The organism is Anabaena sp. CCY 0017, from assembly GCF_963920885.1.
Classification (GTDB): domain Bacteria; phylum Cyanobacteriota; class Cyanobacteriia; order Cyanobacteriales; family Nostocaceae; genus Nodularia.
This window is the reverse complement of record NZ_CAWUDG010000007.1, coordinates 212,082-238,498: the sequence shown is the minus strand read 5'-3', so window position 1 is coordinate 238,498 and position 26,417 is coordinate 212,082. Positions and strand designations below refer to the sequence as shown.

Below are 26,417 nucleotides of genomic sequence, written 5' to 3'. Positions count from 1 at the left end.
AACTAATGACTACCAAACATAGCAAAGTACTTCACCACCCAAGCTCTGACGACGGGCTTCCCGGTCAGTCATGATGCCACTGGATGTAGAAATAATGGCAATGCCGATGCCACCTAGTACCCTTGGTAATTCTTTTCTAGTGGAGTAAACGCGCAAACCTGGTTTACTCACTCGCTTTAAGGCAGTGATTAAAGGTTGACGATTTTTACCCTTATACTTCAAGGAAATCACGAGATTTCGCTGAATTCCTTCTCCTGCTTCCGCAATTTCAGCAACAAAACCTTCCTCTTGTAGTACTTTAGCAATACTACGAGTCATTTTTGTGGCTGGCACTTGTGTTGTTTGATGTCTTGCCAGGTTGGCATTGCGGATGCGCGTCAGCATATCTGCAACTGTATCGTTAGCCGCCATCGTTCCCTCTTTAGATGAACTTATTGATCGCGAAAGGGCATTCCCATTTCTTTAAGTAAGGCGCGACCCTCTTCGTCGTTTTTCGCTGTTGTGATGATGGAAATATCCATACCACGGATTTGATCGATACTGTCGTACTCGACTTCTGGAAAAATTAGCTGTTCTCTCACACCCAGAGTGTAGTTACCTCGACCGTCAAAACTCTTAGGACTAATGCCCCGAAAGTCTCTAATTCTGGGTAATGACAAGCTAATTAATCTGTCAAGAAAAGCATACATTCGTTCGCTTCGGAGAGTTACCATAATGCCCACGGGCATCCCCTCACGAATTTTAAAGCCAGCGATCGCCTTTTTCGCCCGCGTCACTACTGGTTTTTGACCAGTGATTACCGCAATTTCATTTAAAGACGCTTCTAGCGACTTAGCATTTTGAGCTGCTTCGCCTAAACCTCGGTTAATCGTAATCTTAATCACCTTTGGTACTTGATGTACATTGGTGTATTGAAACTGATTAATCAGTTTAGGGACGATTGTCTCTTGGTATAAGTTTTTGAGTCTTGTTGTTGGCATACTTTCTTGTCCTTATCCCTGGGCTTGGTCAGGGAAGCGTTTTTAAGTGCTGGGTGCTGTAAAGGCCCTTGCGGGCATGGCTGCGCTTAGAGCGGTAGCGGGGCGTTTAGCCCGTGCTGAGTAAAGAATTTACAGTGGCACACATTGGCTAGTTCTTTAGTTATTGAGAATTTCGCCTGTTTTTTTCAGCATTCTCACCTTTTTACCCTCTGCGGTGAAGGAGTAGCAAACACGACTGGTAACGTTTTGCTTGCTGGAGTAGAGCATCACGTTGGAACTATGGATGGGAAATTCCTGAGTGACGATTTTACCTGATTCCCCTTCTTGCTGGGGTTTCATGTGCTTCGTCTTCATGTTGACACCTTTGATAATGACTTTGCTCAGTTGGGGTAGTGCTTGGACTATTTCCCCCACTTTGCCTTTGTCTTTACCTGCAATTACTTGCACGGTATCACCAGTTTTGACGTGCATTTTATAGAATACTTTCGGCTTTTCCTTGCGGTTTGCCATTAGAGTACCTCCGGAGCCAGAGAAACAATTTTGGTGAAGCTCTTTTCACGTAATTCGCGGGCAACTGGGCCAAAAACCCGTGTACCTCTGGGATTACCATCTTTATTGATGATCACGGCAGCGTTATCGTCAAAGCGAATGGTCATACCACTATCACGGCGGATGCTATGACGGGTGCGGACAATCACTGCTTCGATTACATCTGACTTTTTCACAGCCATGTTAGGAATGGCATCTTTAACAACGGCGATAATTCTATCGCCGATGAAACCATAACGTCTGTTGCCACCACCTAATACACGGATGCACATAATTTTTTTGGCACCGCTATTATCTGCGACATTCAGGTAAGTCTGGGTTTGAATCACAATTAGTCTCCCTTTTATCCTGATTTATTCGTGTAACCAGGGTTACATTGTGGCTTTAGTATTCAAGATGTCTTTGACTTGCCAGCGTTTGGTTTTACTCAAAGGTCTAGTTTCTTGAATCCGCACGCGATCGCCTACTTTGCATTGATTCTCTTCGTCGTGGACTTTATAACGACGAGTTTTAACCATGATTTTGCCGTACTTGGGATGGGGAGAGCGATTCTCTATAGCAACTACTACAGTTTTTTGCATTTTGTCGCTCACTACCAAGCCGACTCGTTCTTTGATTGCCATAATCTCCTATTGTTCTTCTTTAGTCGGTTGACTTGCTGCTGTGCTTACGTTCAGTCTCGACAGTCAGCAATTGGGATAGGCGATGTCGGGCGTGTCGGAACTGGTGAGGCTTTTCTAGTTGTCTTGTCGCTTTTTGCAAGCGCAACTGAAACAGTTGTTTTTTAACAGCGAGAATTTCCTCAACCAGCTGCTCGTCGCTGAATTCTCTAGCTTCTGAAATTTTGGGAAGAGGCATAACCTACTCCTGCTCCTTTGGTTGAGAACGCACAATAAACTTAGTTTTAATCGGGAGCTTATTTGCTGCCAAACGCATCGCTTCACGAGCGATTTCTTCGGTAACACCAGCGATTTCAAACATAATGCGTCCTGGCTTGACTACGGCTACCCAATATTCAGGGGAACCTTTACCAGAACCCATCCGGGTTTCAGCTGGGCGCATGGTGATCGGTTTATCTGGGAAAATCCGAATCCAAATTTGTCCACCCCGGCGAATATAACGGGTCATTGCCCGACGGGAGGCCTCTATTTGCCGGGCAGTAATCCAAGATGGTTCTTGAGCTTGGAGGGCAAAATCACCAAAATCAATGTTGCAGCCACGGGTAGCTAGGCCTTGCATCCGTCCGCGCTGTTGTTTGCGGAATTTAGTTCTTCTAGGACTTAACATGGTTCGTCATTTGTCATTGGTAATTGGTCATTGGTCATTTGTCATTTGTCTTTCTTAGGACTCAGGACTAATGACTAATGACTATCCTTCATTAGAACGGTCTTCAAATTGCTGACGACGGCGTTGTTGTTGACGACGACGAGGTTCACGTTCGCGATCGCGTGTACTGGGTGGGGCTGGAGTTTCTTCCTGTCCAGGGATAATTTCTCCCTTGAACACCCATACTTTGATGCCCAGAATCCCGTAGATTGTTTTGGCTGTGCAGTAAGCGTAGTCAATGTCAGCCCGTAAGGTATGTAAAGGTACTCTACCTTCACGAGTCCACTCTGTTCGGGCAATTTCTGCACCGTTGAGCCGACCACTGACTTGAATTTTAATGCCTTGAACACCAGCACGTTGAGCGCGCTGAATGGCTTGCCGTACTACCCGCCGAAACGAAACACGTCGTTCCAACTGTTGAGCAATGTATTCGCCAATCAGGGAAGCATCAGCATCAACTTTTTGAACTTCGACTACGTTGATGCGAATTTGGCGATTACCACCCAGCACTTCTTGTAGTCCAATCCGTAGTGATTCAATACCTTGTCCACCACGACCGACAACTACACCAGGTCTAGCTGTGCGTACTTCTAAGTCAATTTGGTCGGCTTTGCGCTCAATTCTGACTTCGGAAATCCCGGCGTTGTTTTGAGCCAGTTTACCCAGCTTTTGTTCTATATACTGACGCAGTTTGTAGTCTTCTTGTAAAAGTTCTGGATAGCGTTCAGGAACTGCAAACCAACGGGATTGATGCTCTCTTGTAATACCCAGGCGAAAACCAACTGGATGAATCTTCTGTCCCACAAATGCTTCCTCTAAAATTTCTGACTTTACGCAATTTTTCGGGTTTGATAATTATTCAGCAGTAGCATCAGCTACAGCCACAGTGATATGACACGTTGGCTTGCGAATTTGATAAGCTCGCCCTTGCGCTCTGGGTTGAAACCGTTTTAGCACTGGACCTTGATTGGCATAAGCCTGAGTAATTACCAGATTTGTCCGGTCTAAACCAGCATTATGCTCGGCATTAGCGGCGGCACTTCTGAGAAGCTTCAATATTGGTTCACAGGCTCGATAGGGCATGAATTCCAATATAATTAGTGCTTCCCGGTAAGAACGCCCTCTAATTTGGTCGAGGACACGACGCACTTTGTAGGGAGAGATGCGGATATAACGAGCGATCGCCTTAACTTCAGTAGTATCAATAGCCATAATTTTCTCCTTTAGTCATTAGTCACTGATTATTAGTCTTTAGCTGATGACTAATGACTAATAACTATCTCCCTGCTTTTTTATCACTCTTCCCATGACCTCTATAGGTACGTGTGGGGGCGAACTCTCCCAACTTGTGTCCTACCATTTGCTCGTTCACAAAAACCGGAACGTGTTGACGACCGTTGTGAACAGCGATGGTATGACCTATCATTAAGGGCAAAATTGTCGAAGCTCTAGACCAAGTTTTGATTACTTGCTTTTCGTTTTTAGCGTTGAGCTTTTCAATCTTGGTCAGCAAGTGATCGGCCACAAAAGGCCCTTTTTTTAAAGAACGACCCATAATTCGATTTTGGATTTTGGATTTGAGATTTTGAATTAAAAATTTGAGAATTTCGGATTTTAATGAATTAGGTCTCTGGTCAAGTTTCGCAAATTCTGGATACTCACAAGTCAACCCCATATAAAATCCAAAATTTAAAATCTAAAATTCTATGATTGACGACCACCACGACCACGTTTAGAAGATTTACGGCGGCGACGTACAATCAATTTACTGCTGGCTTTCTTGGGTTTGCGTGTCTTCGCACCCAAAGTAGGTTTACCCCAAGGTGTTACAGGGCCTGGTCTACCAATAGGCGCTCTACCCTCACCACCACCATGTGGGTGATCCACGGGGTTCATGACACTACCTCTCACCTTCGGACGGCGACCCTTCCAACGATTACGTCCGGCTTTACCCGCACTCAAGTTTCTCGCGTCGGTGTTACCGACTTGTCCGATGGTGGCGTAGCATTCCCGCCGAATCATCCGCACTTCTCCCGAAGGTAATTTCAGTGTGACATACTGACCTTCTTTGGCGACCACTTGAGCGTTAGCACCAGCAGCCCGGACAATTTGTCCGCCTTTACCAGGTGTTAGTTCTACGTTGTGTACGCTTGTACCCAAGGGAATATTCAGAAGTGGCAGAGCATTGCCATCTTCAAAGGGGGAATCAGGCCCAGCAATAATTGTTGCACCCACTGGCAACTTATTGGGGTGAAGAATGTAACGCTTTTCGCCATCTTGATATAACACAAGGGCAATGCGCGCATTCCGGTTGGGATCATATTCAATGGCTATGACTTGGGCGGGAATATTACGTTTATCCCGTTTAAAGTCAATGATCCGGTACATTTGTTTGTGTCCGCCACCCCGACGACGGCTAGTGATGCGCCCTTGGTTGTTACGACCTTTGGGGCGATGCACGTATTCTGTTAAAGATTTTTCCGGCTTTGATTTGGTAATTTCGGCAAAGTCGGAAACAGTAACTTGGCGTGTACTAGGGGTATAAGGACGATAAGAACGAGTACCCATTTTGCTTTATACCTCTGGGAATAGAACTTGTCTAATTTTTTCTTCATCCCCAGGGGCTACAGTGACGATAGCTCGCTTGTATTGGGGTTTGTAACCAACGAATTTACCAACCCGACGCTGTTTGCGTGGTGGCATCATGGTATTAATTTTGACAATTTTGACCGCGAATAGGTCTTCAATTGCCGCTTTTATTTGTGGCTTGGTGGCTTTTGGAGCCACTTCAAATGTATATTTATTTTGCTCCATCAGGATGGTCGCCTTTTCAGTCACTATGGGGCGACGCACTAAGTCGGCAAGGTTGCGGGGGTCAAACTTAGGCACTATAGACCTCCTGAATTTTAGCTAAAGCTGATGCTGTGATCACAATTTTGTCAGCGTGCAGCAAATCGTAAACATTTAGCTGGTCGGCTGCAATTAACTTTAAATTTTGGATATTGCGGGCTGACAGATAAACGTTATCCTCAGATGAAATTGCCGGCATAATTAACAATGCCTTGTTTTCTGGTGCTGCTCCCCAACGAGCTAGTGCTGCCACTAATTCTTTGGTTTTGGGGCGGGATAACTCGTTACTAAAGTCTTGTACCACAATCAAATCGTCGGCACGACTAACTAGTGCAGTTCGCAGTGCTAAACGTCGTTCTTTGCGGTTTAATTTTTGGTTATAGTCTCTGGGTTTTGGTCCAAAGATGACACCACCACCACGCCACAGTGGTGAACGAATAGACCCTGCACGAGCGCGACCGGTACCTTTTTGCCGCCAAGGTTTACGACCACCACCTCTGACTTCGGAACGAGTTTTTGTACTTGCGGTTCCTTGGCGAGAGTTGGTCATTTGTCTAACCAAGGCTCTATGCACAATATGAGATGCTGTTGATTCTTTAGCAACTCTTAATTCAAAGGTCGTCTCGCCGACTTGTTCTCCTTGCCAATTTTTTACTACGCTTTCAACCATTTTTTTGTCCTTTTGTGTCTTTTGCCTTTTAATGACTACTTACCAACTTTCTTTGCAGGCAGAATATTCACTAAGGACCCCGGTTTACCAGGAATGGCTCCTTTAATTAGCAATAAGTTGCGTTCGAGGTCTACTCGTACCACTGTCAACTTGCGAATTGTCACGCGGGTTCCACCCAAACGTCCTGCCATCCGTTTACCGGGATAAACACGACCGGGGGTTGTACCTGCACCGATGGAACCCGGCGCTCTATGGTTTTTTGAACCATGTGACATGGGACCACGGCTGAAGTTGTTGCGCTTTTGGTTGCCCGCAAAACCACGACCAATACTGGTACCGACTACATCGACAATTTGACCTTCGCTAAAAATGTCTGCTTTCAGTTCTTGACCTAAAGCATAATCACTAGGGCTATCTGTGTGATATTCGTTTAAATGACGCAAAGCTGGTGCAGATGATTTTGCCAAGTGACCCAGCAGAGGTCTATTCAGCGCCTTGGGTTTTACTTCACCATAACCGAGTTGAATGGCGCTATAACCGTCGGTCTGTTTTGTTTTAACTTGTGTAACAGTGCATGGTCCCGCTTGAACTACGGTGACAGGAATGGATATTCCTGCTTCGTCAAAGACTTGGGTCATGCCCAGTTTGGTGCCGAGAATACCTACAGACACAGTAACTGGTTCTCCTTATATACTTGCTGGTGTTGGAATCGGACTCTTGAGGACACTTTTACACTTGGTATCAGTGCCGATTGAGGTTGGACGAACCTTTCTTGAGGATGCTGCTCGAACGGAAATTTGCAGCAGATAAAACTACACCATATATTTCATGACACAACGAGTTGTGTCTTTTCTGTTTGGTGAATCCGTTTACTTTCACTCACTTGGTCACCAGAACAGCCACAAGCTTTTTCCCATTCAGAAAAAATAACTTTTGGAATTAGGGCAATGCTTTCTAGCTTTGCGCTTTGTGCAGTAATGCTTTCGTCCAAGCAATTACTTAGGCACTTTCTGGAGGCAGTGCTGTTGGTGGCTTTCCTGCCATAACTTGCTTCTGCCGTGCTGTAGTGGGACTTAAGCGGTTTTTTACCACTCAGTATCCTTTAACTAAGGCTAGTGCAATGCTATTAAACCAACATTGCTGCTCAGTTTTTGCTTCACTCAACACATTACTTTAACCTTAAACTATAGTTTAAGATTTCGCCTGGTTTCTCAAGCTTAAAGGAGTGAATGTAGTTTAGAGTTGTTTTTTGGCTTGTTTTATTCAGCCATTAACTCTGATTGAACCTGAGAGCTTTTCTAGTTTACCAGTCTCTGACAACTTTGAGCCAAGTTTATTATTGGCTGCGGATGTTACACATCTGAAAACTTACAGAGCAATAATAACTTAGTTTTTACTCTTACAGGTCACAATCTAATATCATAAATCATCTATGCTAATTTGTCTATAAATCTTTAAAATAGTTTTTGATGAAAGATGATGAGTTGGGCTTTCTAGCCTCAATACTTTAACCTAATCTTGGTTGAGGGTGAATAATAGAGATATCTAAGTGGGATAGGACGAAAATTTATGGCACTGATTACCACTGGCAACGCTTTCATCCGCGATTTGGAGAAATTTGGTTCCCTTGGTGTTTATGTACCTCTCGAAGGAGGTTTTGAAGGTCGATATCGCCGCCGACTGCGGGCTGCTGGCTATGGGAATCTTCATATTACTGCTAGGGGACTGGGCGACGTAGCCGCCTATCTCACAGGAGTTCATGGTGTAAGACCACCTCACCTGGGTAAAAAAAGCACTGGTAGTGGTGCGGCGGTAGGTTATGTGTATTACATACCACCGATTGTTACTTATAATCTGGAACAGCTACCACCAAAGTCTAAGGGTTTGGTGTTGTGGATTATTGAAGGGCAGATTCTGGCGGATCAGGAGGTTGAGTTTCTAACAACTTTGCCTAGTTTGGAACCACGAGTCAAAGTAGTAGTTGAGAGAGGAGGCGATCGCGCTTTCCGTTGGAAATCTCTCAAAGATACATATTCTGCCAGCTATCTAGCTGTGTAATGATTTAGCTGGGCGATCGCTACTTCTCAAATTTCCGGGAGGTGCGATCGCCTCAATTACAGACAACTACAATTAAGAATCGGCATACTGTAAAAGGGAGAACAGTTTAGACCACTCCCTACTTTCTCAGGCGTGAAGGTGAACAGAGCAAAATGAGACGTAAATCTACTGGTAGATCGGCTACTACTTCTAAATCTTCGGCTTCACAACCATCTTTGTTCAACATCTCTACTATCGCCATTTTGGCAGGGGTGCTGGTGTTGGGTATTGGAATTGGGATTGCCTTTAGCTCCACAACCACTTTAACGCCATCAAATGTGGCTTCTCGTGAATTCATTGACAATAGAGCGCCAAACCCTGAGATTTGCGTGCAGAATGGAGCTAGTGCAATGGTTATGGACGCGAGACTGTTCGTGACGCTCAACCCATTTAATGTCTATGTGAGTCAACCAAGTATGCGTCCTGGGTGCGTTCTGCGCCAAAATAACTGGGCAATTTTAGAGCAGCGTAACCTTGTGACATCTAATCAAGTTAGAGAATGTAAGAATCGCCTAAACACCTTTGGCTTTACAGGTACTTTGGAAAGCGAAAACCCTGATATTAGATGTATCTACCAAAATCAGGCGGCTCAAAACTTCTTTACATCTCAACCAGGAGCAGTTACACAACCTCAAGAAACAGATAGATTTTAGTTTAATTGCGGATTGAGTGTAAATTTAATAATTGGGTTTGGGAAGAGGTTGACCAAACTCAATCACCTTTATATTTGACATATCGGGTTGATAGTTGGGCATTGTCGGAACTGGGAAATCAGGGCTTGTTCCAACGGGAATGTTATTAAAATTACTAGGTTGTTGGGGAAAACTAGGTGGAGGAAGAATAGAACCGGGCGATTGAGAAGAGTTGTTAAGATTCAGGGGAGGTACAGTTACGAAGGGTTGTTGTGAGTTAGGAGTTAAGGGAGATAAGGTGCTAGGTAATTGAAGATAATTACTAGGAGCTTGGTTGGGTAAAGACTGAAAATTTCCCGGTTGTGTAGAGGGAGTATAACTAGTAATCATCGGACTTAACACCCAGCGCGTCGGGTTTTGTCGAGAAGCTAGTTGCAGCTGTACTTGGTTAGAATCTACAAAACTTCCGGCTGTCAAATCCAAAACAATTCGAGTTACTGTGTCATTTAATTGGGAAACACGAATTCTTTCAATTGCGCCCAGATAATTTTGTATAGTGGGAACGTCACCTAACTTAGTATTTGGCAAATCCACAACTAGGCGAGGCGGTTCGGATAAGTAGAAATACTTGGGAATTGTGCTGGCTGAAAGGTTGATTTCTAGTTGTACAGTTTCTGGGTAAAAGCGCCAATTATCTAATCTGGCTACTGGTGCGGCGACGCTACTACCAGTTTCCAGGGAAATTACTGTATACAAACCCAAAAGCAACCAGCGACTGGGACAAAGTTGCCTAATTGTTAGTCTCTTGTACATGAATTTTTATTCCTTTAATCTTGAGCCATGAGGCATATTTTATTAATTACTGTTATGTATAATATTCTTTAATGATCAGTCCTATGGACACGTTACGCGAACGAGAGAAAATTGGCAACAATTGAATGAATTAAATTTACTATTTATCATCCTATTACTAAATACAACTTACCAACATCGAGAGACTCAGATACCCAAATTATGGTAGAAATGGGGGAGCTTTGGGTTCCTAAGTTATTTAGGATTGCTATAGTACGTTACGTGAAGTTCAATAATTTTGTAATGTCTAAGTTTGTTAAAGGATATTTTGCCAGTTTAGTTGAGCCAAAATTGGCGAAAACAGCCGTAAAACTTGCATTAATAGTTGGCTCTATCTTATTTATGATCAATCATGGAAGTGCTTTGTGGCAAGGCAAAATGAGTCGTGAACGCTGGATATCTGCGGCGATAAGTTACCTAGTTCCCTATTGCGTTAATATTCATGGCCAATACATTAGTATTTACGGCTCAACTAAAGGTAAAAAATTTAAATAATGCAGACATATTATATTTTATAAATCTGCGTTCACATCCAGCACTTTGTCACCAGATGTCTGAATGTGACAATTGTCTTGCAAGTTTCTCGAAGAAGCAAAAATAATTCATTTATATTAATAAAAATTTAATTATTTTGATTTTTACTACTCAGTTAAAAGTGAAATGACTGGAAAACTTATCGCTTGAGGAGAGAAGCACCTCTGGGTGAGATACCGCAATTCGTCTAGTTGTAGAGGTGGGTTTACCAATATTTTGGTTAATCATAAATCATATCTCTAAACCCGCCCCTACTCGTTGAATCAAGAATCTCTGTGGTTTTAGCCTGGAGAGTTTCAAAACCACTGACCCCCACGGAAACGCCAACGGGGAAAAATAATTCGCATTAGGCTTTGCGAGGCCATAAAAACTGCTAGCCAAACAAGGCTATAGTGGAGTAAAAAAGCTCCTAATGATAATTCTGTTTTTGGTATAGGTATTGGTAAGAATCCAAAAAGTTTTATCCCACAGAAGATAAACGCTAATTCCCAAATACCGGCACCAAACTGATAAGCAGCTGGCCAGTCTCTATCCCAACGGGATTTTTGCAGATAGTTATAAAGCACATCCCAAATTAAGCCAAAGATGGCGACATAGCCAAGTATCCAGAAATAAACCGAGTTTGCGCCAGGGCCAATTAAACCCATTGCAAAAGGTAATGATACCAATACGCCTACAGTTATAAGTAGTAGTAATCGAGTTTGCCAACGCCCAAATAAAGTTGGTGTCATGATTGAGTGCTGAGTGCTGAGTAAAAGAGATGATGTGATCTACTTACTTATTTTTCTGCGAAGGCTTTTATCTCGCTATTAAATTTAGTATTATAGGCTGCTAGTGGTTGCCAATTAATCACGTTTTCTAACAAAGTTTGATAGCCTAGCGTATTGGGATGAAGACCATCTGCACTTAAGCGTTGTAACCGCCAAAATTCATCATGCGCCATCCATTCATCGAAGATATCTAAATAGGGAATTTGCCGTTGACTGCAAGCAAGTTTAGTAGCTTCTTTATAACGGTACTGGTCGTTGTGATTATAATAAAAGCAATCTAGAAACGGCATTTTGGCTTCATCTACGGGAACTATGCCGACAAATAACACGGGACAGAGTTGTTGTGCTTGTTCTAGTAAAGCACTAATTTGTGATTGAAATAGGTCAAAATCTGTATAATTTCGTCCGTTGGGGCGTTTTAATTTAGCGGAATCATTGACACCTACAGAGAGGATAATCATGTCGGGAAGACGATTGCGTAATTCACCCCGATGACGAAATTCTACTTCTAGCCTTTGTGCTACTTGTTGTGTGCGATCGCCTCTAACTCCCAGATTATATAATACATGACCAGAACTATCTGGTAACATCCACCATCGCCGTAATTGCTCAACCCAACCGCCTGTTTCTGGGTCGCCAAAGCCATATACTAAGCTATCCCCCAGGGCGATAATCTTCAAAGGCTGACATTGCTTGGGTGGTTCTACCAGCTGCATTGAGGAAGAAAGCTCGAATGTTTGCATTTTAAAGGTTATATTTTATATCTTTACAAGATTCTACACATTTCTACACCATTAAAGCGTATCTTCCTTGACCTTAATCCTGCAAGCGGCAAAAAATATCTGCTCATTCATTAATTACGAATTACGAATTACGAATTACGAATTATGGTGATTGATTAAAAACCCACTTTAACCACTGTGCAGAAGAAGTGAGCATATTTAAACTGTGAAGTCCGGGCGCACGGGAGGCGGCGAGTCCATCAACGGCGACTAATGCGGAATATTGCAAACCCAGGAAACTATCAACGGCTGCATAAGGACCACCCAAGGTAATTGCTCCTGCTGCATATATCTGTCCTTTGCCATTCCGCATTTCTGGGATTTCAAAATTATTTGTGACAACTAAGCGCCCTAGATAATTTAGGGGTAAGTTGTAATGTTTAACAATATCTTCCAGTAACGGGCTTGCTTCCACCTTGGCATCCAATCCGGTAGCATCAATAATAAAGTCCGCGGCCAGTTTCATTTCTCCCAAGCCTTTTTCCTGGATATGGGTAATAGTCCGGTTTTGAGTATCCCGTTCCACACCTGTGACTTCACCAAAGCTTATTTGATACCAGCCTTCACTTAGCCCTTGGTCAGTCATTTGTTGCCAGTCTTGGCGGTCGGCGGTGGTAGTCCCGCCCCAGTCTGCTAGTAGGCGTTGGCGTTCGTCGGGGGTAGCTTTTTCGAGCATAACGCGGAGTTCTCCGCCCCAACAAGCTTTAGGCCAGTTAAAAGGCTGGAATTCGTAATGATTTTTAACTTGTCGCTGGGCTTTTTGAAATTTGTTGCCTTGGGGTTTAGGCGATCGCATTAAATGCAAAACTGTAATATTACGATTGTGCTTTCTCGCCTCATAAATTCTTTGGATAATCCGCGAAGCTACAATTCCCCTACCACGAATCAACACAGTCCCACCCTGTTGTTCTAGTTGCTGATAAACATGGTCGTGGGCTTCATAAGCATTGACAACAGACTTAAAATCTTGATATTTGGCTCTATAAGCTTGCAAATCTGGGAGAAATTGAATTGCGGGATACCCAGTAGCTAAATGTAAATAACGACTAACGATAAAAGCGTAATTTCCCGGACTGCGAGAATAGGCTACACAATATCTGCCATCATCGGTTTTGCGAATAGCCCTAACGCGCCCATAACGATAAATTTGATTCCAGCCAATGCGCTTAACTTCCCGGTCTATGGAATCGAAGACATTACCCGCACGAGGTGTATAAGTTTCGGCTAAGGTGGGTTCAGCAAACACTTGCCATAAATATTGGAATGCTGAATTTATCTTACCTTTAGTCACATCCCGCCCAGCTTCTCGTAAAGCATAACTAGGCCAACCCCAAATATTATCAGGACACGAATCAGAATTAGATCGCAATCTTTCATGTAAGGGGATTTGCGAGTTTAGACAGAGGCGTTTATAACGCGCATAAGGTTCTGCGTCTAGTCCCAAAGCTACGATTTTGTCAGCCCGGACACCACTAAGTCGCAGCAAATCAACCCAAATAAAACTACCTAATCCCGCCCCAACTGCTAAATAATCGCATTCATCTACGGGTAAACCTGTGGCGTGAAGTGCTTGTACTGGAACCAATTCAGCCTGAAATGCTGGTGGGGGAAAATTACTTCCTAAAGGTGTTATTGGACGAGATGGAGGCAAGCCAGGCTCAGGAATATTAGTATTGGGGTTAAATTGAATCATTGACGGCGCACTCGTAGCTTGGCTGGTGGCGTTGACACCAAACATCACCGTCATTATGTAGGGGCCAATTTGTAATGTATCGCCATTGGTTAGAACACCACGATTTTGCCGTTGACCATTGACAAATACACCGTTAATACTGCCTTGGTCAATTACTACTAGCTGATTTTGTTCCCAGTCAATGAGGGCATGATAACGGGAAATTTCATTACTGTTAAGTAGCATCCTCGCTACACGCCGTCCTTGAAGTTCAGCAGGTAAACGGGCAAATTCACGACCAAAAGCAATTGGCGCACTCAAACTTGGTTCTCGCCGTTCCCCCGTGGCTGGATCTTCCCAACTTAATTGAATTTGTGGATTAGTCATTGCTCATTAGTCATTGCTCATTGGTCATTGTGAAGCTACCGTCTTCTCCTCCCTGCTCCCCTGCCTCTTCTGCTCCCCATTTCTCTAATGATTGGGTGCAACTAAGACGCTTACTGATGCTGCTAAAGATGTACCACACCAAGGACAGCCAATTTGCAGATTTTCCACAGGGGAAACTTTATGACAATTAGGACACTCTAAACCATAAACCCCTTGTGCTTGTGCTTGTGCTGGGGGTGTGGGTGGATGGTGATGATGATTGAGTGGTTGTGGTGGTATTAAAATTGTGGGGGGAATGTTGTTAATAGTAACGGCGGTTACTTGCAGTTTTACTTGACCCAAATAAATCATACTGCCTTCGTGTAAAGGCATTTCACCTTGGACTAATTGCTGTCCATCGATGATTGGGGGATTAGGCGATCGCAAATTTCTGATATAAAAGCATTGCTGCTGATTGTGAAAAAATATTTCTACGTGTAAACCGGATACAGTTGGGTGACTTAAAACAATGTCACACTGCATTGGATCGCGACCGATACGGACGGTGTGATTATTTTTACTGGGCTGTTGTTCATAAATGTTCTGAACTCTATCTTGGCCTGTATCGTGCCACTGTAAAGTTAGTGTGTTCATCTTTCTAAATTAAATAATTATTATTAATTACTTCAACTTCTCTCTGTGCGATTCCTAACATGATTCAGCCAAAGCAAGCAAGCGTTTAGCACAAACTTCAACAATCACGTTATCTCGCTGATGCTAATTTATCAGCAATGCGTGTAGTTTCGGGTAAGCGATATTTTGGGGTACAACTTAATACATAGTCAATTGCCGTATTTAAACAGATTTGATGACCAATAGAGACATATACAGGCTTTACTCCTGTACGAGTTCTTAAAACTGCCCCAATAGTTTCACCTTTATGTATTAATGGTTGCCAGCTACCCTTAGTGTCTGGCAATTTTTCATGCTTACCAATTAGCAATGATTTTGCTACACCAATTGTCGGCATATCCAAGATAACTCCTAGATGACTAGCTATACCCAATCTGCGCGGATGGGCGATTCCTTGACCATCACACAAAATAATATCTGGTATAGTTTTAATTTTTTCTAGTGCATCAAGTACGGCTGGTATTTCCCGAAAAGAGAGAAAACCGGGGATGTAAGGAAATGATGTCGGCCTGTAAGCTAATGAGGTTTCTACAACTTGCAAATCAGGAAAACTCAGGACTGCAACTGCTGCACGGCTAATAGTACCATTGGACTCAAAACCCATATCTACACCAGCCACATATTGGACAGGTTCTTTAAGTTTATCTGACCGAGTTACCTGATTTCGTAAACTTTCTTGGATAGCGATCGCTTCTTCCACGGTCAGAGGCCAAGCATGATGTTGATTAATCTTCATATTTAAAGAGGGAATTAACAACTAAGCTGTTACCGCAATTTTAATTAATCATGATGTATATATGTATATAACGGTTACATTAATTTTAAAATTTTTGTAGCTTGTGAGAAAATTAGAGCTATTGATGTATAAATAATTAACAATCATATTAACTTATCTTACGGTGAAGAATATGCGTAATTTGGCCAACAGTTTTGAAAATAAATCTCAGTATGGATTTTATATTGCCGGAGGAATATTGTTCTTATTTTTGGCAATGACAATCCGTCCTTTTGCCATTGTAAATGCTGGTGAACGGGGTGTGGTTATGCAGTTTGGCAAAGTTCAGGATAAAGTTTTAGGCGAAGGTCTACATCCGATTATGCCCATTGTCACATCAGTTAAAAGGCTCAACGTTCGCGTTCAGCAGAATACTTTTAAATCTGATGCAGCGTCTAAAGACCTCCAGACAATCACGACAGAACTGGCTGTAAACTGGCATCTTGACCCGTTGCAGGTCAATAAAATTTTTCAACAAGTTGGAGATGAGAGACTAATTATTGATGGCATTATTACCCCTGCGGTATCCGAAGTTTTAAAAGCAGCTACTGCTAAAAAAACAGCCGAAGAAGTGATTACGAAAAGGACAGAATTAAAGGAAGAAATTGATAATCATCTTGAAAAGCGTTTAGCATCTTACGGTATTATTATAGATGATGTCTCTTTAGTGAATTTCTCTTTTTCTCCAGAGTTTAGTAGAGCAATTGAATCTAAACAAATCGCAGAACAAGAGGCTAAACAGGCTGAGTTTATTGCTCAGAAAGCGACTCAAGAAGCCCAAGCAGATATCAACCGCGCCAAAGGTCAAGCGGAAGCGCAAAGATTACAACGGCTAACTTTAACGCCAGATTTGTTACAAAAGCAAGCCATAGAAAAATGGGATGGTCGTTTTCCCACAGTCATGAGTGGTAATGGTGCTTTACCTTTAATTAATATTAATCCTAGTAGTTTATCAAGTGGAAATCAGCAAAAGTAGTTGTTAGCGATCGCCATAACTAAGCAGAACAGCGTAAATCATGAAAGGTTTGTAGTAAGGACTTTAGTCCTTAAATACTCAAATATGGGGTAGCTGCTCTAGTAGCAGGCGATCGCCATAATCTTTGATAAAAAAGCTGTGATATAATGATAGATCATGACCGTTTATTTAAAGAATTAATCTCGAACTTCTTTCTAGAATTCATTGAGTTATTTTTCCCCGAACTCAGAGAATATATAGAACCAGAATCAGTAAAATTTCTAGATAAAGAACTATTTACTGATGTCACAGAAGGTAAACAATATGAAACTGATTTAGTCGCGCAAGTCAAATTTGCTCACAAATCAGCTTATTTTTTAATTCACATTGAAAACGAATCCACCGCCAAAGCCAACTTTAATCGGCGAATGTTTCGTTATTTTGCCCGATTACACGAAAAATTCAACTTACCAATATATCCCATAGTTATTTTCTCATACGACCGCCCCAAAAAAGCAGCAGTCAATCAATACAAAGTAGGATTCCCAGATTTCCAGGTATTAGAGTTTAATTATCGGGTAATTCAGTTAAATCAATATAACTGGCGAGACTTTTTAAGTCGTCCCAATCCCGTAGCATCAGCATTGATGGCTAAAATGAATATAGCCCCAGCAGACAGACCAAAAGTCAAAGCCGAATGTTTACGCTTGTTGGTAACATTAAAATTAAACCCAGCTAAAATGCAGTTAATTTCTGGGTTTATTGATACATATTTAAGTTTAAATCCGCAGGAAGAAACAGTATTTAAGTCAGAATTGGGGTTATTAGAGTCACAAGAACAGGAGGAAGTTATGCAAATTGTTACCAGTTGGATGAGACAAGGAATTGAGCAAGGTATCGAACAAGGAATTGAACAAGGGATTGAGCAAGGGATTGAACGAGGGATTGAACGGGAGAAAGATTTGATTATCCGTCAAATCAAACGTAAGTTGGGAGAAATTGATAGAGACTTAGAAAATCGTATTAGGTCTTATGACTTGGATATTGTGGAAAGTTTAGGTGAGGAGTTATGGGATTTTTCCACAGTTGATGATTTACGCAATTGGTTGGATAACCTCATTTAAGTATGATGATAAATCATGGAAGTTATGCAAATTGTTACCAGTTGGATGAGACAAGGAATTGAACAAGGGATTGAGCAAGGGATTGAACGAGGGATTGAACGGGAGAAAGATTTGATTATCCGTCAAATCAAACGTAAGTTGGGAGAAATTGATAGAGACTTAGAAAATCGTATTAGGTCTTATGACTTGGATATTGTGGAAAGTTTAGGTGAGGAGTTATGGGATTTTTCCACAGTTGATGATTTACGCAATTGGTTGGATAATCACCCAACTTAAAATTAAATTAGCTCCGACGAGATAGTGAAGTCGCAACCCAGTAGCATCAGGGCTAATCCTTTTAAGATTTTAAAGTCAAAGCTCAATACACTCCATATCAAAATTATTAGTTTGACATAACTTTTTTTTATTAACTATTTTTCTAACTCTCGGCTCTATTATCCGGGAATCAACACCGTAATGTTGAGCAGCTTTCGACATATCGTACATCAATAAACTATCATTATCTAATATTTTTATTTCTTCGGGTTTACACGGAGAAACATTCAGTTTTTCCATTATTTTCGAGGCGACTGCTTTAGCTAATAAAGGGGGAACAGAATTTCCTATTTGTCTAAATCCATGCCATTTTGTGATGTGTAACCGAAACCAATCTGGATAAGAATGTAACCGCGCTGCTTCACGCACAGTAATACATCTGGGTATGAAGGGATGTATAGGTCTAGGGGAAGTAAAAGCTCCTAGATTACTAGGTGTTCCGGCTCTGAGAGTATTACAAATCCCTTGAGGGTCAAGTTTATGGAAACGGCTAATTTTTTCCGTTTTACCATGAGGTGTAGCGGAAAATCTGGTAATAGATTCTAAATTATGCTTTGTTCTTAAACTTGATGTCAATATTCTAGAGTCATACTGACGTGGATATGAATAGTCATTATTTGTAGAAATAAGTCCACGAAGTAGCCGAGCATAATCACTAGGTTTACCAAAATCTGCAACTACCCAATCACGTTGATATAATTCACTATATTTTTCTATTTCGGGTAAGTCTTGAAGTGCATCCCAAACTGTAGGAGTTAAGTTTAATTCATTCGTTAGGACAGATTTCTTTGGTTTAGCAGATTGAGTAATTGGTTGTGGATAATTTGGTAATTCTAAGTCATGACGACAACCCAAAATAAATAATCTTTCACGGTTTTGTGGAACTCCAAAATGAGCAGCATTTAAAACCTGATATTTTTGTCTAACTTTATAACCGTTAATTTCAAATTTATGAATTATTTCTGCAATAAGTTCTTTATGTTTCCCTGCTGTCATTCCCTTGACATTTTCCATAACAAAAAACTTGGGGCTGAGTTCTAATACTAGTTTAATGTAATGAAATACCAGAGAATTTCGAGGATCTTCAAAAGAACGTTTACCTATTAATGAAAAACCTTGACATGGTGGACCGCCAAACACTACATCAATTTCGCGATCGCCAATAGCTGAATTTTGTCTAATTTCTTGACTGGTAATTTCTTCAACAGATTTACACAAAATAGACCAAAAAGGAAAATTAAACTCGTGTGTAGCACAGTGGATAGGGTCTATTTCTACAGATGCAAGTACATCAAAGCCAGCTTGTTCAAAGCCAAGGGTCATTCCACCAGCACCAGCAAATAAATCGACGGCGATAGGTCGTTTTTGGGGATTTTTTTTTATATGAGCCATGACACCTTTAAACTGACCTGAATTTGAATCACTTGCCTCAAGTCAAATTTAAACTTTAGTTGGTAGCATTTGCAAAATTTCTTGTGCAACGCGATCGCATACTCCCACTTCACCCAAAAGTTGCCGCATTTCAGCATAATCAGCCAAAGTTTGCGCTCTAAGCTCAGGATTTAGCAGTAATTCCATCGATGCTTGCACAATATTCTCGGCTGTGGCTTGCTCTTGTAATAACTCCGGTATAATTTCCCTCATTACCACTAAATTAGGTGGGGAAGCAAAAACTATAGACCCTCTGAGAACTTTCCGCGCAATCCACACAGTAATGGGATTGAGGCGATAAACCACAACTTGCGGCACATTTAATAAAGCCAGTTCCAAGTTGACCGTACCAGATTTAGTGATGGCAAAATCAGCTGCGGCAAATAGTTCTTTTTGTTGACCAGATAAAATTGTCGCTCGTAAACCATAACTTTGAATTGCGGCTACAATTGGCTCTCTATAAGCCTCTAGGGATAGAGGAATCCAAAAATGAACTTCTGGTAATTTAGCTTGAATAGTTTGAGCAGCTTGAAAAATGACTGGTAAAAGATATTTTAATTCTTGACGACGAGAAGCGGGAAGCAGTGCGATCGCCTTTTGTTCTGGTGGAATTTGCAATTGAGCGCGGGCTGTTTGGCGACTGGGAGCATCTTGCATCCGGTCAACGAGGGGATGACCAACCCAGCTAACTTCTGCGCCGTTCTCGCGAAAATAACGGGCTTCTTCCGGGAAAATAGCTAAAAGTTTATCTGTAAAACCGACAATTCGGGATGTATTACGTAAACCAATTGACCAAGCCCACTCTTGAGGAGCGATGTAATAAACCACTGGTACTTGTGGTAAATGCTTTTGCATATAAGTACCAATACCCAAATTGGGCCCCATATAGTCAATAAGTACCACTAAATCAGGGGGATTGTCTTTAAGAAAGGCGATCGCTTGGCGTTGTACCTGAAGAGTAGGGAAAACATAAGGCAAAGATTCTATCAAACCCATTGAACCAATACCACTAGTTTTCCCCAAAATAGTGGCTCCAGCTGCTGCCATTTTTTCGCCACCCAGCGCCACAATTTCTAATTGCAAACCCGCAGCAGCAGCTTGACGCTGGATCGCTGTAATCAGCAATGAACCTTGCAAATCGCCAGATACCTCGCCAGTGCTGATAAATATCCGCATTTGATAAATAGTAAAAATTAAGATTTAAAAACTTCTTGTAGAGACACGATTAATCGCGTCTCTACATAATTTAAGACTCATCACTCGCGCCTGGTTTTTTCCTTCCCGGAATTAAGCCACGTCTTCCTGGCATTTGAGAAAGGAGTAAAAAACGACGCAGGGATTGTAATTGTTCGGTTTCGCCCAGTTGTTCAAGCTGTTCTAAAGCGTCCTTAAAAGTTAAGCCAGAGCGATAGAGAATCCGAAACGCTTTTTTCAGAACTTGCAGGTCGTTTGAATTCATTCCAGAACGTTTTAGTCCCACTAGATTCAGGGTTCTGACCCGTGCTGGATTTCCCTCCACCAACATATAAGGCGGCACATCCCGGTCAATACGTGCCATACCCCCGACCATTGCGTGTTGACCAATGCGGACAAATTGATGCACGCCTAAAACTCCGCCGAGCCTAGCGCGTGACTCTATGTGAACATGACCAGCCAATGCCACTGAGTTAGGAATAATTACATTGTCTTCAATTATGCAGTTATGAGCTACGTGGACATAAGCCATTAACAGGTTATTGTTGCCAATCACCGTAGCTTCCCCAGCACCAGTGGCGCGATTAATAGTGACATACTCACGAATTAAGTTATTGTCACCAATTTTGACCCAAGTCGGTTCTCCGACAAACTTCAGATCCTGGGGTTCCATACCAATAGCTGCGCCTGGAAAAATTTGATTTCGCGCCCCAATCTCACAAGGCCCTTCTAGGACTACATGAGCGCCAATAATCGTTTCCATTCCGACTTTGACGTGCGCTCCAATCACAGCATAGGCACCAACTTGCACTGTAGGGTGGAGTTCCGATTTAGGATGAATTACAGCAGTGGGATGAATAAGCGTCTTCAAGGGTGAATCTCCAGAACTTTTTTTTAAGCCTAGAGACGCGATTAATCGCGTCTGTACAATCAGTTGCCGAAAGTGTCGAGCAAAGCAAGTTATGTGTAAGGGCGATGAAATTCTAGAAATTCTAAAATGCTTTTGTGGATTGTTTTTTACTGCTATTTTATTTATTTAGGTTTTAATTTCCGAGGAAATCACGGCTTGAACCACCAGCAATACAAAGAATTCTTAGTTAATTAAAGAAAACATTAGTTCGCCTTCAGCAGCGAGTTGACCGTCAACCTCAGCACGGGCTTGCATCTTACCGAAACGACGTTGTTTTATCCACAACAGTTCCACTGTCATCACTAGCTGATCTCCGGGAACGACTTGGCGACGGAAGCGTACTTTATCGATACCAGCAAAAACAAATAATCCATCTTCAAACCCAGGTAATTGCTTGAGAACAATACCTCCCACCTGTGCCATAGCCTCAACAATTAGCACTCCAGGCATCAGTGGTCGTTCTGGAAAATGTCCTTGAAACTGGGGTTCGTTGACAGTGACATTTTTCACGCCTACAGCCAATTTTCCTGGCACATAGTCAATTATTTTATCTACAAGTAAAAATGGATATCGGTGGGGGAGCAATTTCTGAATTTCTTCAGATGAAAATGTGGTTTTAATTTCCGTAATCTGTTCTGGGGTAGATGTGGGTAAAGTAGTATCGGGACTATTCACTTCAGTGACGATTGCCATTAGCGCTATGTTGATTTTTAATTGATCACTTAAGTAGGCAGGGATGAAAACCTGTAAGGAATTGAGATTTTAGACTTGAGCCAATTGCAATGCTAAAATTTTCCGAGCCAGTTGAATGTGTAAATTATGGCTGGCTTTATAAGCTAAAAAATGAGCTTGCGGAAAAGTTCCCAATAAACTCAAATCTCCTACTAAATCTAATATTTTATGACGAACTGGTTCATTTGCAAATCTTAATGGTGGATTTACCAAACCTTCAGACCCAAAAACCAGGGCATTATCTAAGCTACCACCTTTGATTAACCCTGTTTTTTGTAAGTGTTCAATTTGGTGCAGTAAGCCAAAAGTCCGAGCCGGGGCAATTTCTGCCGCAAAACTCGAATTCAATGACCAACTGTGCCATTGATTACCAATAGCCGCTACATCAAAATCAATCTCGTAACTAAAACGAGTTTTTGATGCAGGGAGGGCGCAAGCAAAAGCATCATTTTCATGAATCCAGATTGGTTCTTGCACCACCAAAGGATCTGGGTTGCTCATTGATTGTGAGACTAAGCCAACTTCCGCAATACTTTCAGTCCAAATCTGGGCTGAACCGTCTAATAGTGGGACTTCTGAGCCATCAATTTCAATTCTGGCGTTATCCACCGACATACCCGCCAGCGCCGCCAATAAATGTTCCACTGTCCGAATGCAGGCTTCACCCTTACCCAATTGAGTTGAGAGTAGAGTTTGATTTACGGCTGCAACTTGGGCGGGAATGATTGGTAAATCTGGTAAATCTACCCGGACAAAGTAGCGCCCACTGCCTGCTTCTGACGGTAATATCCGTACATGGGTACTCACACCACTATGCAGTCCCACTCCAGTTTGGGTGATTTCTGCTGCTATAGTGTGCTGTTGCATGAGCGAAAAGTTAATATATTTTGATTTTTATGATTCATCTGAAGTTTGCAAAAAACCCTTTATGGAAACAGTATTCAGGCAAATGTCACAATTAGCAAGTGCCTAGCACCGCTGCGCGGAAGTCAAAAATCAACAGTCAAAAGTCAAAAGTTCATTGACTAATGACTAATGACTACTTAAAATCTTTCCCCAATGCCAAAATTGATGCGACTATCGCCGTCGTCGTTAATGCCGTAGTCAATACGAATGGGGCCTAGTGGGGATTGTACACGCACACCTAGTCCATAACCGTAGCCAGTGCCGTTTTTGTTCAATGCTTCAGCTGCTCTAGTTGTAGTTCCTAAATCACTACCAACATCAAAAAACAGTGCGCCGCTAACTACGGAGAAAACAGGGAAGCGATACTCCACAGATGCTTGTACATAAGTGCGTCCACTTGTTAATGCTCCTTCTTCGTAACCCCGAACAGAGTTACTACCACCCAGGGTAAAAGCTTCGTAAGGAGGTAAGTCACCCAGAACTGTACCGCCTTGGAGGTTAAAGGCTAGGGTTTGTGGTCCTGGAGCGAAGTTAGTAAAGTTCACAGGTAAGTATTGACTGTAGTTTCCTCGGAGTCTAGTGAGAAAGATACTACCTAGTCCTACTGGTACAGACTGATCGACTCCAACGCGCAGAAAGGAACCTCTGGTTGGTTGTAAGGGATTATTCCGCAGGTCGCGCTGTGCGCCTAGTTGTAATAGCAGTAAATCATCTTCCCCTTGTCCTGAGAAGCTGAGGGGGACTAATTCTCCGGGTACTCCATCTTGGAACACGGCTCCTTCTGGTCTGACGTTACCATCGGCATCACGGGTAGAAATGCGTTGATACTGCAATCCAGCTGAAGCAGTCCATTCTGATCTTTTGTAAGGGTTGGGAGATAGGGGACGGTTAAAAGTAATACCACCACCTAATCTGAGAACACGGGGGCGATCGCCATCTGTGCCTTCGCCATCTGTACCTTCTGGTTGAAATGTCCTAATATCACCATCTTGTCCATCAAAAATCAATGAAATGGAACTGCGGCGAAACAGATTGGCTGTATAAGAAGTTCTGTAAGGATCACCGGCAATCCAGGGGTCTGTAAACCGGAGGTCAAACAACAGTTCCCGTTGTCCCACCTGTACTTCTGCGCCCAGGTTTTGGTTTCTTCCCGCCAGGTTTTGCTGCTGATAGCTAACAGTACCAAATAGTCCACTAGCAGAACTAAACCCAGCCCCAGCAGCAATGGAACCAGTACTACGTTCAGCTACATTCACCACAACATCAACTTTACTAGGGTCTGTCCCAGGGTCAAGGGAGACATTAACATCTTCAAATAGCCCTAGCCCAAATACTCTCTGTAAGTCTCTTTGTACTATGTCGCGGTTAAATACATCACCTGGTTTTAATTCCAGTTCCCGTGTAATTATATATTCCTGTGTCCGACCCCGAATTGGTTCTCCCGTCGCGTCTGTCTCCTGACCTTCGCGATCGCGGAACCGGACTTTGAGATTTTCTACTACCCCTTCGGCTACTTGCAGGGTAACAACGCCAGTTTCTGAGATTTGAGGCGAACCGATAACATTTGCTAGTACGTAGCCTTGTTCTTGATACTTCTCGGTTAACTGCTTGATCCCTTCTTGCAATTCCCGCAGGTTAAGAACTTGGCCATATTGTGGGCTAAAGACTTCATCCACCGTACTCGGAGGCAATACCGAAGGAACATCAGTTCCCGGATTGGCTTGCACTTCTACTTTACTGAGGACTGGGTTGGGTTGGACGACAAAGCTCACCCGCACACCCAAAGGTGTATCTTCTGGCACAGCTTGAACATTGGCGAAGAAGCCAGTGCCAAAGATAGCGTTGATATCTTCTTGCAGTTGAGATCGGGTTGTTGTCCGGCCTGGTTGAGTCCGAATGACTCTAAAAACTTGATCTTCTAGTTCTGATGTTAGTTGTCCTGTCTCAGGTCTCACAACTACTTCTGATACTAGTACGCGAGGTTCCTCAGCATCTGGGGTGGCGTTGGGAGTATTTAAATTTCCCGGACTTGGGGTAGTTTCGGGCGTGGGTGATGGTACTGATTGGCTCAGTATTGGGGGGATAATTTCTGTCACCGAATTGGGCGATTGGGGGAGAAGATTCGCACTTGCTTCAGAGGTTTCACTTACTTGTGGCGTTACCCAAGTAGGAATTATGACATCTGAGGTCGTCTTCTCGGCTGATGTCAGTGGGAGAATTGTGACAAAAGACGGAACTTCTGTGGAGTTGGAGTCTAAGTTGACGGTTTCACTAGCTGGAACCGTTTGATTAATCTCTGGTGTGAAAACCTCTGCTGTTGGTTCTGAACTATTATTAATGGTTTGGGCATTGGCACTAAGTGAACCGCCTAATGGCGTTGCCATTGCTACCATTGCTACCCATACGGGAGATAAACGCATTTTATTTAAATTCCTCTTCACGTCCACACACCATTCCCTTGGCAATCATGCTCTTATGCAAAAGATATCAAGTCAAAATAAAGTTGTTTACTATTGCCTCTTTACTTTATAAGTCGTAAGGCATCAGTCAAAAACAATTCAAGCTTTACTTTCTACTGCTTGTAGCACTCGTTGTAAAACTTCCTGGTAGGCATTCTCGACATTCCCCAAGTCACGCCGGAAGCGGTCTTTATCCATTACCCGCAGGTTAGGATCTGCTTCAGTTGTGTTCCACAAGCGGCAAGTATCAGGGCTAATTTCATCTGCCAAAAGTATTTGCTGTTGTGAGTCCAAACCAAATTCTAATTTGAAGTCTACTAGGGTAATGCCGCATTGCTGCCAAAAATCACGCAGAAACTTGTTGACTTGCAATGCTAGATTGTTAATTGTATCTACTTGTTCCGGTGTTGCTAGTTCTAGCAGAAATAGGCGATCGCGTGTTAATAGTGGATCTCCCAATTGGTCGTTTTTGTAATAAAACTCTACCAAAGGTTGTTTCAGCACTGTACCAACCGTTAATCCTGTTTGCTGACATAGACTACCAGCCGCAATATTTCTTACTACTACTTCTATTGGCACAATTTTTACAGCCTTAACTCGCATTTGATGCGGATTAGGGCTATCAATATAGTGGGTTTTTATACCATATATTTCTAATTGCTGAAATAGCTGGCTAGAAATAGTACAATTAATTTTTCCCTTGTCGATAATACTGCCACGTTTCTGGGCATTAAAAGCAGTGGCATCGTCTTTAAAGTCAGCTAACAAGACTTCTGGATCGTCTGTTGCATAGAGAATTTTAGCTTTGCCTTCGTATAACTGGGAATAAACAGACATGATATA

33 protein-coding genes are annotated in these 26,417 nt (G+C 42.5%); 6 read left to right on the top strand and 27 right to left on the bottom strand.

Translation table 11 applies throughout. The features are described from left to right. Window positions 1–9: 9 nt before the first annotated feature. The 14 genes from rpsH to rplC form a co-directional block, all read right to left on the bottom strand. Entirely contained in the window at window positions 10–411 is a 402-nt protein-coding gene (gene rpsH, locus ACM0OW_RS11740) for a 30S ribosomal protein S8 (protein WP_414550273.1), read from the bottom strand. A gap of 20 nt (window positions 412–431) precedes the next feature. After that, window positions 432–980: a 50S ribosomal protein L5 gene (gene rplE / locus ACM0OW_RS11735; protein WP_414550271.1), complete on the bottom strand. Its 549-nt coding sequence runs from the start codon at window positions 978–980 to the stop codon at window positions 432–434. A 156-nt stretch (window positions 981–1,136) separates the two neighbouring features. Continuing rightward, window positions 1,137–1,490, bottom strand: a complete 354-nt coding sequence (rplX, locus tag ACM0OW_RS11730) for a 50S ribosomal protein L24 (RefSeq protein ID WP_414550270.1) — start codon at window positions 1,488–1,490, stop codon at window positions 1,137–1,139. After that, entirely contained in the window at window positions 1,490–1,858 is a 369-nt protein-coding gene (gene rplN / locus ACM0OW_RS11725; protein ID WP_006196734.1) for a 50S ribosomal protein L14, read from the bottom strand. The genes rplX and rplN overlap by 1 nt, the downstream gene beginning before the upstream one ends. Window positions 1,859–1,900: 42 nt before the next feature. Beyond that, entirely contained in the window at window positions 1,901–2,152 is a 252-nt protein-coding gene (rpsQ, locus tag ACM0OW_RS11720) for a 30S ribosomal protein S17 (protein ID WP_006196735.1), read from the bottom strand. A gap of 19 nt (window positions 2,153–2,171) precedes the next feature. Then, window positions 2,172–2,387, bottom strand: a complete 216-nt coding sequence (gene rpmC, locus ACM0OW_RS11715) for a 50S ribosomal protein L29 (RefSeq protein WP_006196736.1) — start codon at window positions 2,385–2,387, stop codon at window positions 2,172–2,174. A gap of 3 nt (window positions 2,388–2,390) precedes the next feature. Further along, window positions 2,391–2,816: a 50S ribosomal protein L16 gene (gene rplP, locus ACM0OW_RS11710; RefSeq protein ID WP_414550268.1), complete on the bottom strand. Its 426-nt coding sequence runs from the start codon at window positions 2,814–2,816 to the stop codon at window positions 2,391–2,393. An 81-nt stretch (window positions 2,817–2,897) separates the two neighbouring features. Then, entirely contained in the window at window positions 2,898–3,659 is a 762-nt protein-coding gene (gene rpsC / locus ACM0OW_RS11705) for a 30S ribosomal protein S3 (protein ID WP_414550267.1), read from the bottom strand. Between the two features lie 51 nt (window positions 3,660–3,710). Next, on the bottom strand, window positions 3,711–4,067 hold the full coding sequence (gene rplV, locus ACM0OW_RS11700) for a 50S ribosomal protein L22 (protein ID WP_194001761.1): 357 nt from the start codon (window positions 4,065–4,067) through the stop codon (window positions 3,711–3,713). Between the two features lie 64 nt (window positions 4,068–4,131). After that, complete coding sequence (rpsS, locus tag ACM0OW_RS11695; RefSeq protein WP_006196740.1) at window positions 4,132–4,410, bottom strand: 30S ribosomal protein S19; 279 nt, start codon at window positions 4,408–4,410, stop codon at window positions 4,132–4,134. Window positions 4,411–4,559: 149 nt separating this feature from the next. Further along, window positions 4,560–5,423: a 50S ribosomal protein L2 gene (gene rplB / locus ACM0OW_RS11690; RefSeq protein ID WP_006196741.1), complete on the bottom strand. Its 864-nt coding sequence runs from the start codon at window positions 5,421–5,423 to the stop codon at window positions 4,560–4,562. Between the two features lie 6 nt (window positions 5,424–5,429). Next, window positions 5,430–5,744, bottom strand: a complete 315-nt coding sequence (locus ACM0OW_RS11685) for a 50S ribosomal protein L23 (protein WP_414550265.1) — start codon at window positions 5,742–5,744, stop codon at window positions 5,430–5,432. Next, entirely contained in the window at window positions 5,737–6,375 is a 639-nt protein-coding gene (gene rplD, locus ACM0OW_RS11680) for a 50S ribosomal protein L4 (RefSeq protein WP_414550264.1), read from the bottom strand. Before rplD ends, ACM0OW_RS11685 begins: the two co-directional genes overlap by 8 nt. A gap of 35 nt (window positions 6,376–6,410) precedes the next feature. Next, on the bottom strand, window positions 6,411–7,046 hold the full coding sequence (gene rplC, locus ACM0OW_RS11675) for a 50S ribosomal protein L3 (protein ID WP_414550263.1): 636 nt from the start codon (window positions 7,044–7,046) through the stop codon (window positions 6,411–6,413). An 898-nt stretch (window positions 7,047–7,944) separates the two neighbouring features. On the opposite strand from rplC, the gene ACM0OW_RS11670 reads away from it, so the two are divergent. Together ACM0OW_RS11670 and ACM0OW_RS11665 are read left to right on the top strand one after the other, a co-directional pair. Then, on the top strand, window positions 7,945–8,433 hold the full coding sequence (locus ACM0OW_RS11670; RefSeq protein ID WP_006196746.1) for an NAD(P)H-quinone oxidoreductase subunit N: 489 nt from the start codon (window positions 7,945–7,947) through the stop codon (window positions 8,431–8,433). A gap of 152 nt (window positions 8,434–8,585) precedes the next feature. Then, a complete protein-coding gene (locus tag ACM0OW_RS11665) occupies window positions 8,586–9,125 on the top strand; it encodes a DUF3172 domain-containing protein (RefSeq protein ID WP_323215192.1) in 540 nt (179 codons plus the stop codon). Between the two features lie 24 nt (window positions 9,126–9,149). Here the strand turns inward: ACM0OW_RS11665 and ACM0OW_RS11660 are convergent, their stop codons facing one another. Next, on the bottom strand, window positions 9,150–9,917 hold the full coding sequence (locus ACM0OW_RS11660) for an AMIN domain-containing protein (protein ID WP_414550262.1): 768 nt from the start codon (window positions 9,915–9,917) through the stop codon (window positions 9,150–9,152). A 282-nt stretch (window positions 9,918–10,199) separates the two neighbouring features. On the opposite strand from ACM0OW_RS11660, the gene nrtS reads away from it, so the two are divergent. After that, window positions 10,200–10,451 (top strand): nitrate/nitrite transporter NrtS, encoded by a 252-nt coding sequence (nrtS, locus tag ACM0OW_RS11655; RefSeq protein ID WP_414550261.1) that lies wholly within the window; start codon window positions 10,200–10,202, stop codon window positions 10,449–10,451. 335 nt (window positions 10,452–10,786) lie between these two features. On the opposite strand, the gene ACM0OW_RS11650 is transcribed toward nrtS, so the two are convergent. The 5 genes from ACM0OW_RS11650 to nfi all read right to left on the bottom strand — a co-directional run bounded on the left by ACM0OW_RS11650 (window position 10,787) and on the right by nfi (window position 15,509). Further along, complete coding sequence (locus ACM0OW_RS11650; protein ID WP_414550260.1) at window positions 10,787–11,221, bottom strand: hypothetical protein; 435 nt, start codon at window positions 11,219–11,221, stop codon at window positions 10,787–10,789. Between the two features lie 47 nt (window positions 11,222–11,268). Continuing rightward, complete coding sequence (locus ACM0OW_RS11645; RefSeq protein ID WP_414550259.1) at window positions 11,269–12,003, bottom strand: GDSL-type esterase/lipase family protein; 735 nt, start codon at window positions 12,001–12,003, stop codon at window positions 11,269–11,271. A 142-nt stretch (window positions 12,004–12,145) separates the two neighbouring features. Continuing rightward, a complete protein-coding gene (locus ACM0OW_RS11640) occupies window positions 12,146–14,101 on the bottom strand; it encodes an FHA domain-containing protein (protein ID WP_414550258.1) in 1,956 nt (651 codons plus the stop codon). Between the two features lie 84 nt (window positions 14,102–14,185). After that, window positions 14,186–14,734 carry an FHA domain-containing protein gene (locus tag ACM0OW_RS11635; protein WP_414550257.1) on the bottom strand — a complete coding sequence of 183 codons (549 nt, stop codon included), beginning with the start codon at window positions 14,732–14,734 and terminating at the stop codon, window positions 14,186–14,188. A 109-nt stretch (window positions 14,735–14,843) separates the two neighbouring features. Further along, window positions 14,844–15,509 carry a deoxyribonuclease V gene (nfi, locus tag ACM0OW_RS11630; protein ID WP_414550256.1) on the bottom strand — a complete coding sequence of 222 codons (666 nt, stop codon included), beginning with the start codon at window positions 15,507–15,509 and terminating at the stop codon, window positions 14,844–14,846. Window positions 15,510–15,681: 172 nt separating this feature from the next. Between nfi and ACM0OW_RS11625 the strand changes: the two genes are divergently transcribed. The 3 genes from ACM0OW_RS11625 to ACM0OW_RS11615 all read left to right on the top strand — a co-directional run bounded on the left by ACM0OW_RS11625 (window position 15,682) and on the right by ACM0OW_RS11615 (window position 17,903). Next, window positions 15,682–16,524, top strand: a complete 843-nt coding sequence (locus tag ACM0OW_RS11625) for a prohibitin family protein (protein WP_414550255.1) — start codon at window positions 15,682–15,684, stop codon at window positions 16,522–16,524. Window positions 16,525–16,670: 146 nt separating this feature from the next. After that, entirely contained in the window at window positions 16,671–17,627 is a 957-nt protein-coding gene (locus ACM0OW_RS11620) for an Rpn family recombination-promoting nuclease/putative transposase (protein WP_414550254.1), read from the top strand. A gap of 15 nt (window positions 17,628–17,642) precedes the next feature. Then, window positions 17,643–17,903: a DUF4351 domain-containing protein gene (locus ACM0OW_RS11615; RefSeq protein ID WP_414550253.1), complete on the top strand. Its 261-nt coding sequence runs from the start codon at window positions 17,643–17,645 to the stop codon at window positions 17,901–17,903. Between the two features lie 75 nt (window positions 17,904–17,978). Here the strand turns inward: ACM0OW_RS11615 and ACM0OW_RS11610 are convergent, their stop codons facing one another. From ACM0OW_RS11610 to purC, 7 genes are all read right to left on the bottom strand, one after another. Next, window positions 17,979–19,334, bottom strand: coding sequence for a DNA cytosine methyltransferase (locus tag ACM0OW_RS11610; protein WP_414550252.1), 1,356 nt, complete (start codon window positions 19,332–19,334; stop codon window positions 17,979–17,981). Between the two features lie 48 nt (window positions 19,335–19,382). Next, a complete protein-coding gene (gene lpxB / locus ACM0OW_RS11605; RefSeq protein ID WP_414550251.1) occupies window positions 19,383–20,549 on the bottom strand; it encodes a lipid-A-disaccharide synthase in 1,167 nt (388 codons plus the stop codon). A 70-nt stretch (window positions 20,550–20,619) separates the two neighbouring features. Then, window positions 20,620–21,438 carry an acyl-ACP--UDP-N-acetylglucosamine O-acyltransferase gene (gene lpxA, locus ACM0OW_RS11600; protein WP_414550250.1) on the bottom strand — a complete coding sequence of 273 codons (819 nt, stop codon included), beginning with the start codon at window positions 21,436–21,438 and terminating at the stop codon, window positions 20,620–20,622. 222 nt (window positions 21,439–21,660) lie between these two features. Continuing rightward, window positions 21,661–22,170, bottom strand: coding sequence for a 3-hydroxyacyl-ACP dehydratase FabZ (fabZ, locus tag ACM0OW_RS11595; protein WP_414550249.1), 510 nt, complete (start codon window positions 22,168–22,170; stop codon window positions 21,661–21,663). A gap of 69 nt (window positions 22,171–22,239) precedes the next feature. After that, the gene (gene lpxC / locus ACM0OW_RS11590) at window positions 22,240–23,076 is read right to left on the bottom strand and encodes a UDP-3-O-acyl-N-acetylglucosamine deacetylase (protein WP_414550248.1); all 837 of its coding nucleotides are present in this window, start codon (window positions 23,074–23,076) and stop codon (window positions 22,240–22,242) included. A 176-nt stretch (window positions 23,077–23,252) separates the two neighbouring features. Further along, window positions 23,253–25,535 carry a BamA/TamA family outer membrane protein gene (locus ACM0OW_RS11585; protein WP_414550247.1) on the bottom strand — a complete coding sequence of 761 codons (2,283 nt, stop codon included), beginning with the start codon at window positions 25,533–25,535 and terminating at the stop codon, window positions 23,253–23,255. A 138-nt stretch (window positions 25,536–25,673) separates the two neighbouring features. Further along, window positions 25,674–26,411, bottom strand: a complete 738-nt coding sequence (gene purC / locus ACM0OW_RS11580; protein WP_414550246.1) for a phosphoribosylaminoimidazolesuccinocarboxamide synthase — start codon at window positions 26,409–26,411, stop codon at window positions 25,674–25,676. Window positions 26,412–26,417 lie beyond the last annotated feature (6 nt).

What these genes read in the sequence shown, in the direction of transcription:
- rpsH (WP_414550273.1), bottom strand. Translation starts at nt 411, where the DNA reads ATGGCGGCTAACGATACAGTTGCAGATATGCTGACGCGCATCCGCAAT.
- ACM0OW_RS11635 (WP_414550257.1), bottom strand. Translation starts at nt 14,734, where the DNA reads ATGAACACACTAACTTTACAGTGGCACGATACAGGCCAAGATAGAGTT.
- rplV (WP_194001761.1), bottom strand. Translation starts at nt 4,067, where the DNA reads ATGGCTATTGATACTACTGAAGTTAAGGCGATCGCTCGTTATATCCGC.
- rplE (WP_414550271.1), bottom strand. Translation starts at nt 980, where the DNA reads ATGCCAACAACAAGACTCAAAAACTTATACCAAGAGACAATCGTCCCT.
- lpxB (WP_414550251.1), bottom strand. Translation starts at nt 20,549, where the DNA reads ATGCGGATATTTATCAGCACTGGCGAGGTATCTGGCGATTTGCAAGGT.
- ACM0OW_RS11670 (WP_006196746.1), top strand. Translation starts at nt 7,945, where the DNA reads ATGGCACTGATTACCACTGGCAACGCTTTCATCCGCGATTTGGAGAAA.
- rplB (WP_006196741.1), bottom strand. Translation starts at nt 5,423, where the DNA reads ATGGGTACTCGTTCTTATCGTCCTTATACCCCTAGTACACGCCAAGTT.
- ACM0OW_RS11615 (WP_414550253.1), top strand. Translation starts at nt 17,643, where the DNA reads ATGGAAGTTATGCAAATTGTTACCAGTTGGATGAGACAAGGAATTGAA.
- rplD (WP_414550264.1), bottom strand. Translation starts at nt 6,375, where the DNA reads ATGGTTGAAAGCGTAGTAAAAAATTGGCAAGGAGAACAAGTCGGCGAG.
- ACM0OW_RS11650 (WP_414550260.1), bottom strand. Translation starts at nt 11,221, where the DNA reads ATGACACCAACTTTATTTGGGCGTTGGCAAACTCGATTACTACTACTT.
- ACM0OW_RS11640 (WP_414550258.1), bottom strand. Translation starts at nt 14,101, where the DNA reads ATGACTAATCCACAAATTCAATTAAGTTGGGAAGATCCAGCCACGGGG.
- ACM0OW_RS11665 (WP_323215192.1), top strand. Translation starts at nt 8,586, where the DNA reads ATGAGACGTAAATCTACTGGTAGATCGGCTACTACTTCTAAATCTTCG.
- nrtS (WP_414550261.1), top strand. Translation starts at nt 10,200, where the DNA reads ATGTCTAAGTTTGTTAAAGGATATTTTGCCAGTTTAGTTGAGCCAAAA.
- ACM0OW_RS11610 (WP_414550252.1), bottom strand. Translation starts at nt 19,334, where the DNA reads ATGGCTCATATAAAAAAAAATCCCCAAAAACGACCTATCGCCGTCGAT.
- fabZ (WP_414550249.1), bottom strand. Translation starts at nt 22,170, where the DNA reads ATGGCAATCGTCACTGAAGTGAATAGTCCCGATACTACTTTACCCACA.
- ACM0OW_RS11660 (WP_414550262.1), bottom strand. Translation starts at nt 9,917, where the DNA reads ATGTACAAGAGACTAACAATTAGGCAACTTTGTCCCAGTCGCTGGTTG.
- ACM0OW_RS11585 (WP_414550247.1), bottom strand. Translation starts at nt 25,535, where the DNA reads ATGCGTTTATCTCCCGTATGGGTAGCAATGGTAGCAATGGCAACGCCA.
- ACM0OW_RS11645 (WP_414550259.1), bottom strand. Translation starts at nt 12,003, where the DNA reads ATGCAAACATTCGAGCTTTCTTCCTCAATGCAGCTGGTAGAACCACCC.
- rplX (WP_414550270.1), bottom strand. Translation starts at nt 1,490, where the DNA reads ATGGCAAACCGCAAGGAAAAGCCGAAAGTATTCTATAAAATGCACGTC.
- ACM0OW_RS11625 (WP_414550255.1), top strand. Translation starts at nt 15,682, where the DNA reads ATGCGTAATTTGGCCAACAGTTTTGAAAATAAATCTCAGTATGGATTT.
- lpxC (WP_414550248.1), bottom strand. Translation starts at nt 23,076, where the DNA reads ATGCAACAGCACACTATAGCAGCAGAAATCACCCAAACTGGAGTGGGA.
- rplP (WP_414550268.1), bottom strand. Translation starts at nt 2,816, where the DNA reads ATGTTAAGTCCTAGAAGAACTAAATTCCGCAAACAACAGCGCGGACGG.
- nfi (WP_414550256.1), bottom strand. Translation starts at nt 15,509, where the DNA reads ATGAAGATTAATCAACATCATGCTTGGCCTCTGACCGTGGAAGAAGCG.
- ACM0OW_RS11620 (WP_414550254.1), top strand. Translation starts at nt 16,671, where the DNA reads ATGATAGATCATGACCGTTTATTTAAAGAATTAATCTCGAACTTCTTT.
- rpsS (WP_006196740.1), bottom strand. Translation starts at nt 4,410, where the DNA reads ATGGGTCGTTCTTTAAAAAAAGGGCCTTTTGTGGCCGATCACTTGCTG.
- purC (WP_414550246.1), bottom strand. Translation starts at nt 26,411, where the DNA reads ATGTCTGTTTATTCCCAGTTATACGAAGGCAAAGCTAAAATTCTCTAT.
- rpmC (WP_006196736.1), bottom strand. Translation starts at nt 2,387, where the DNA reads ATGCCTCTTCCCAAAATTTCAGAAGCTAGAGAATTCAGCGACGAGCAG.
- rpsQ (WP_006196735.1), bottom strand. Translation starts at nt 2,152, where the DNA reads ATGGCAATCAAAGAACGAGTCGGCTTGGTAGTGAGCGACAAAATGCAA.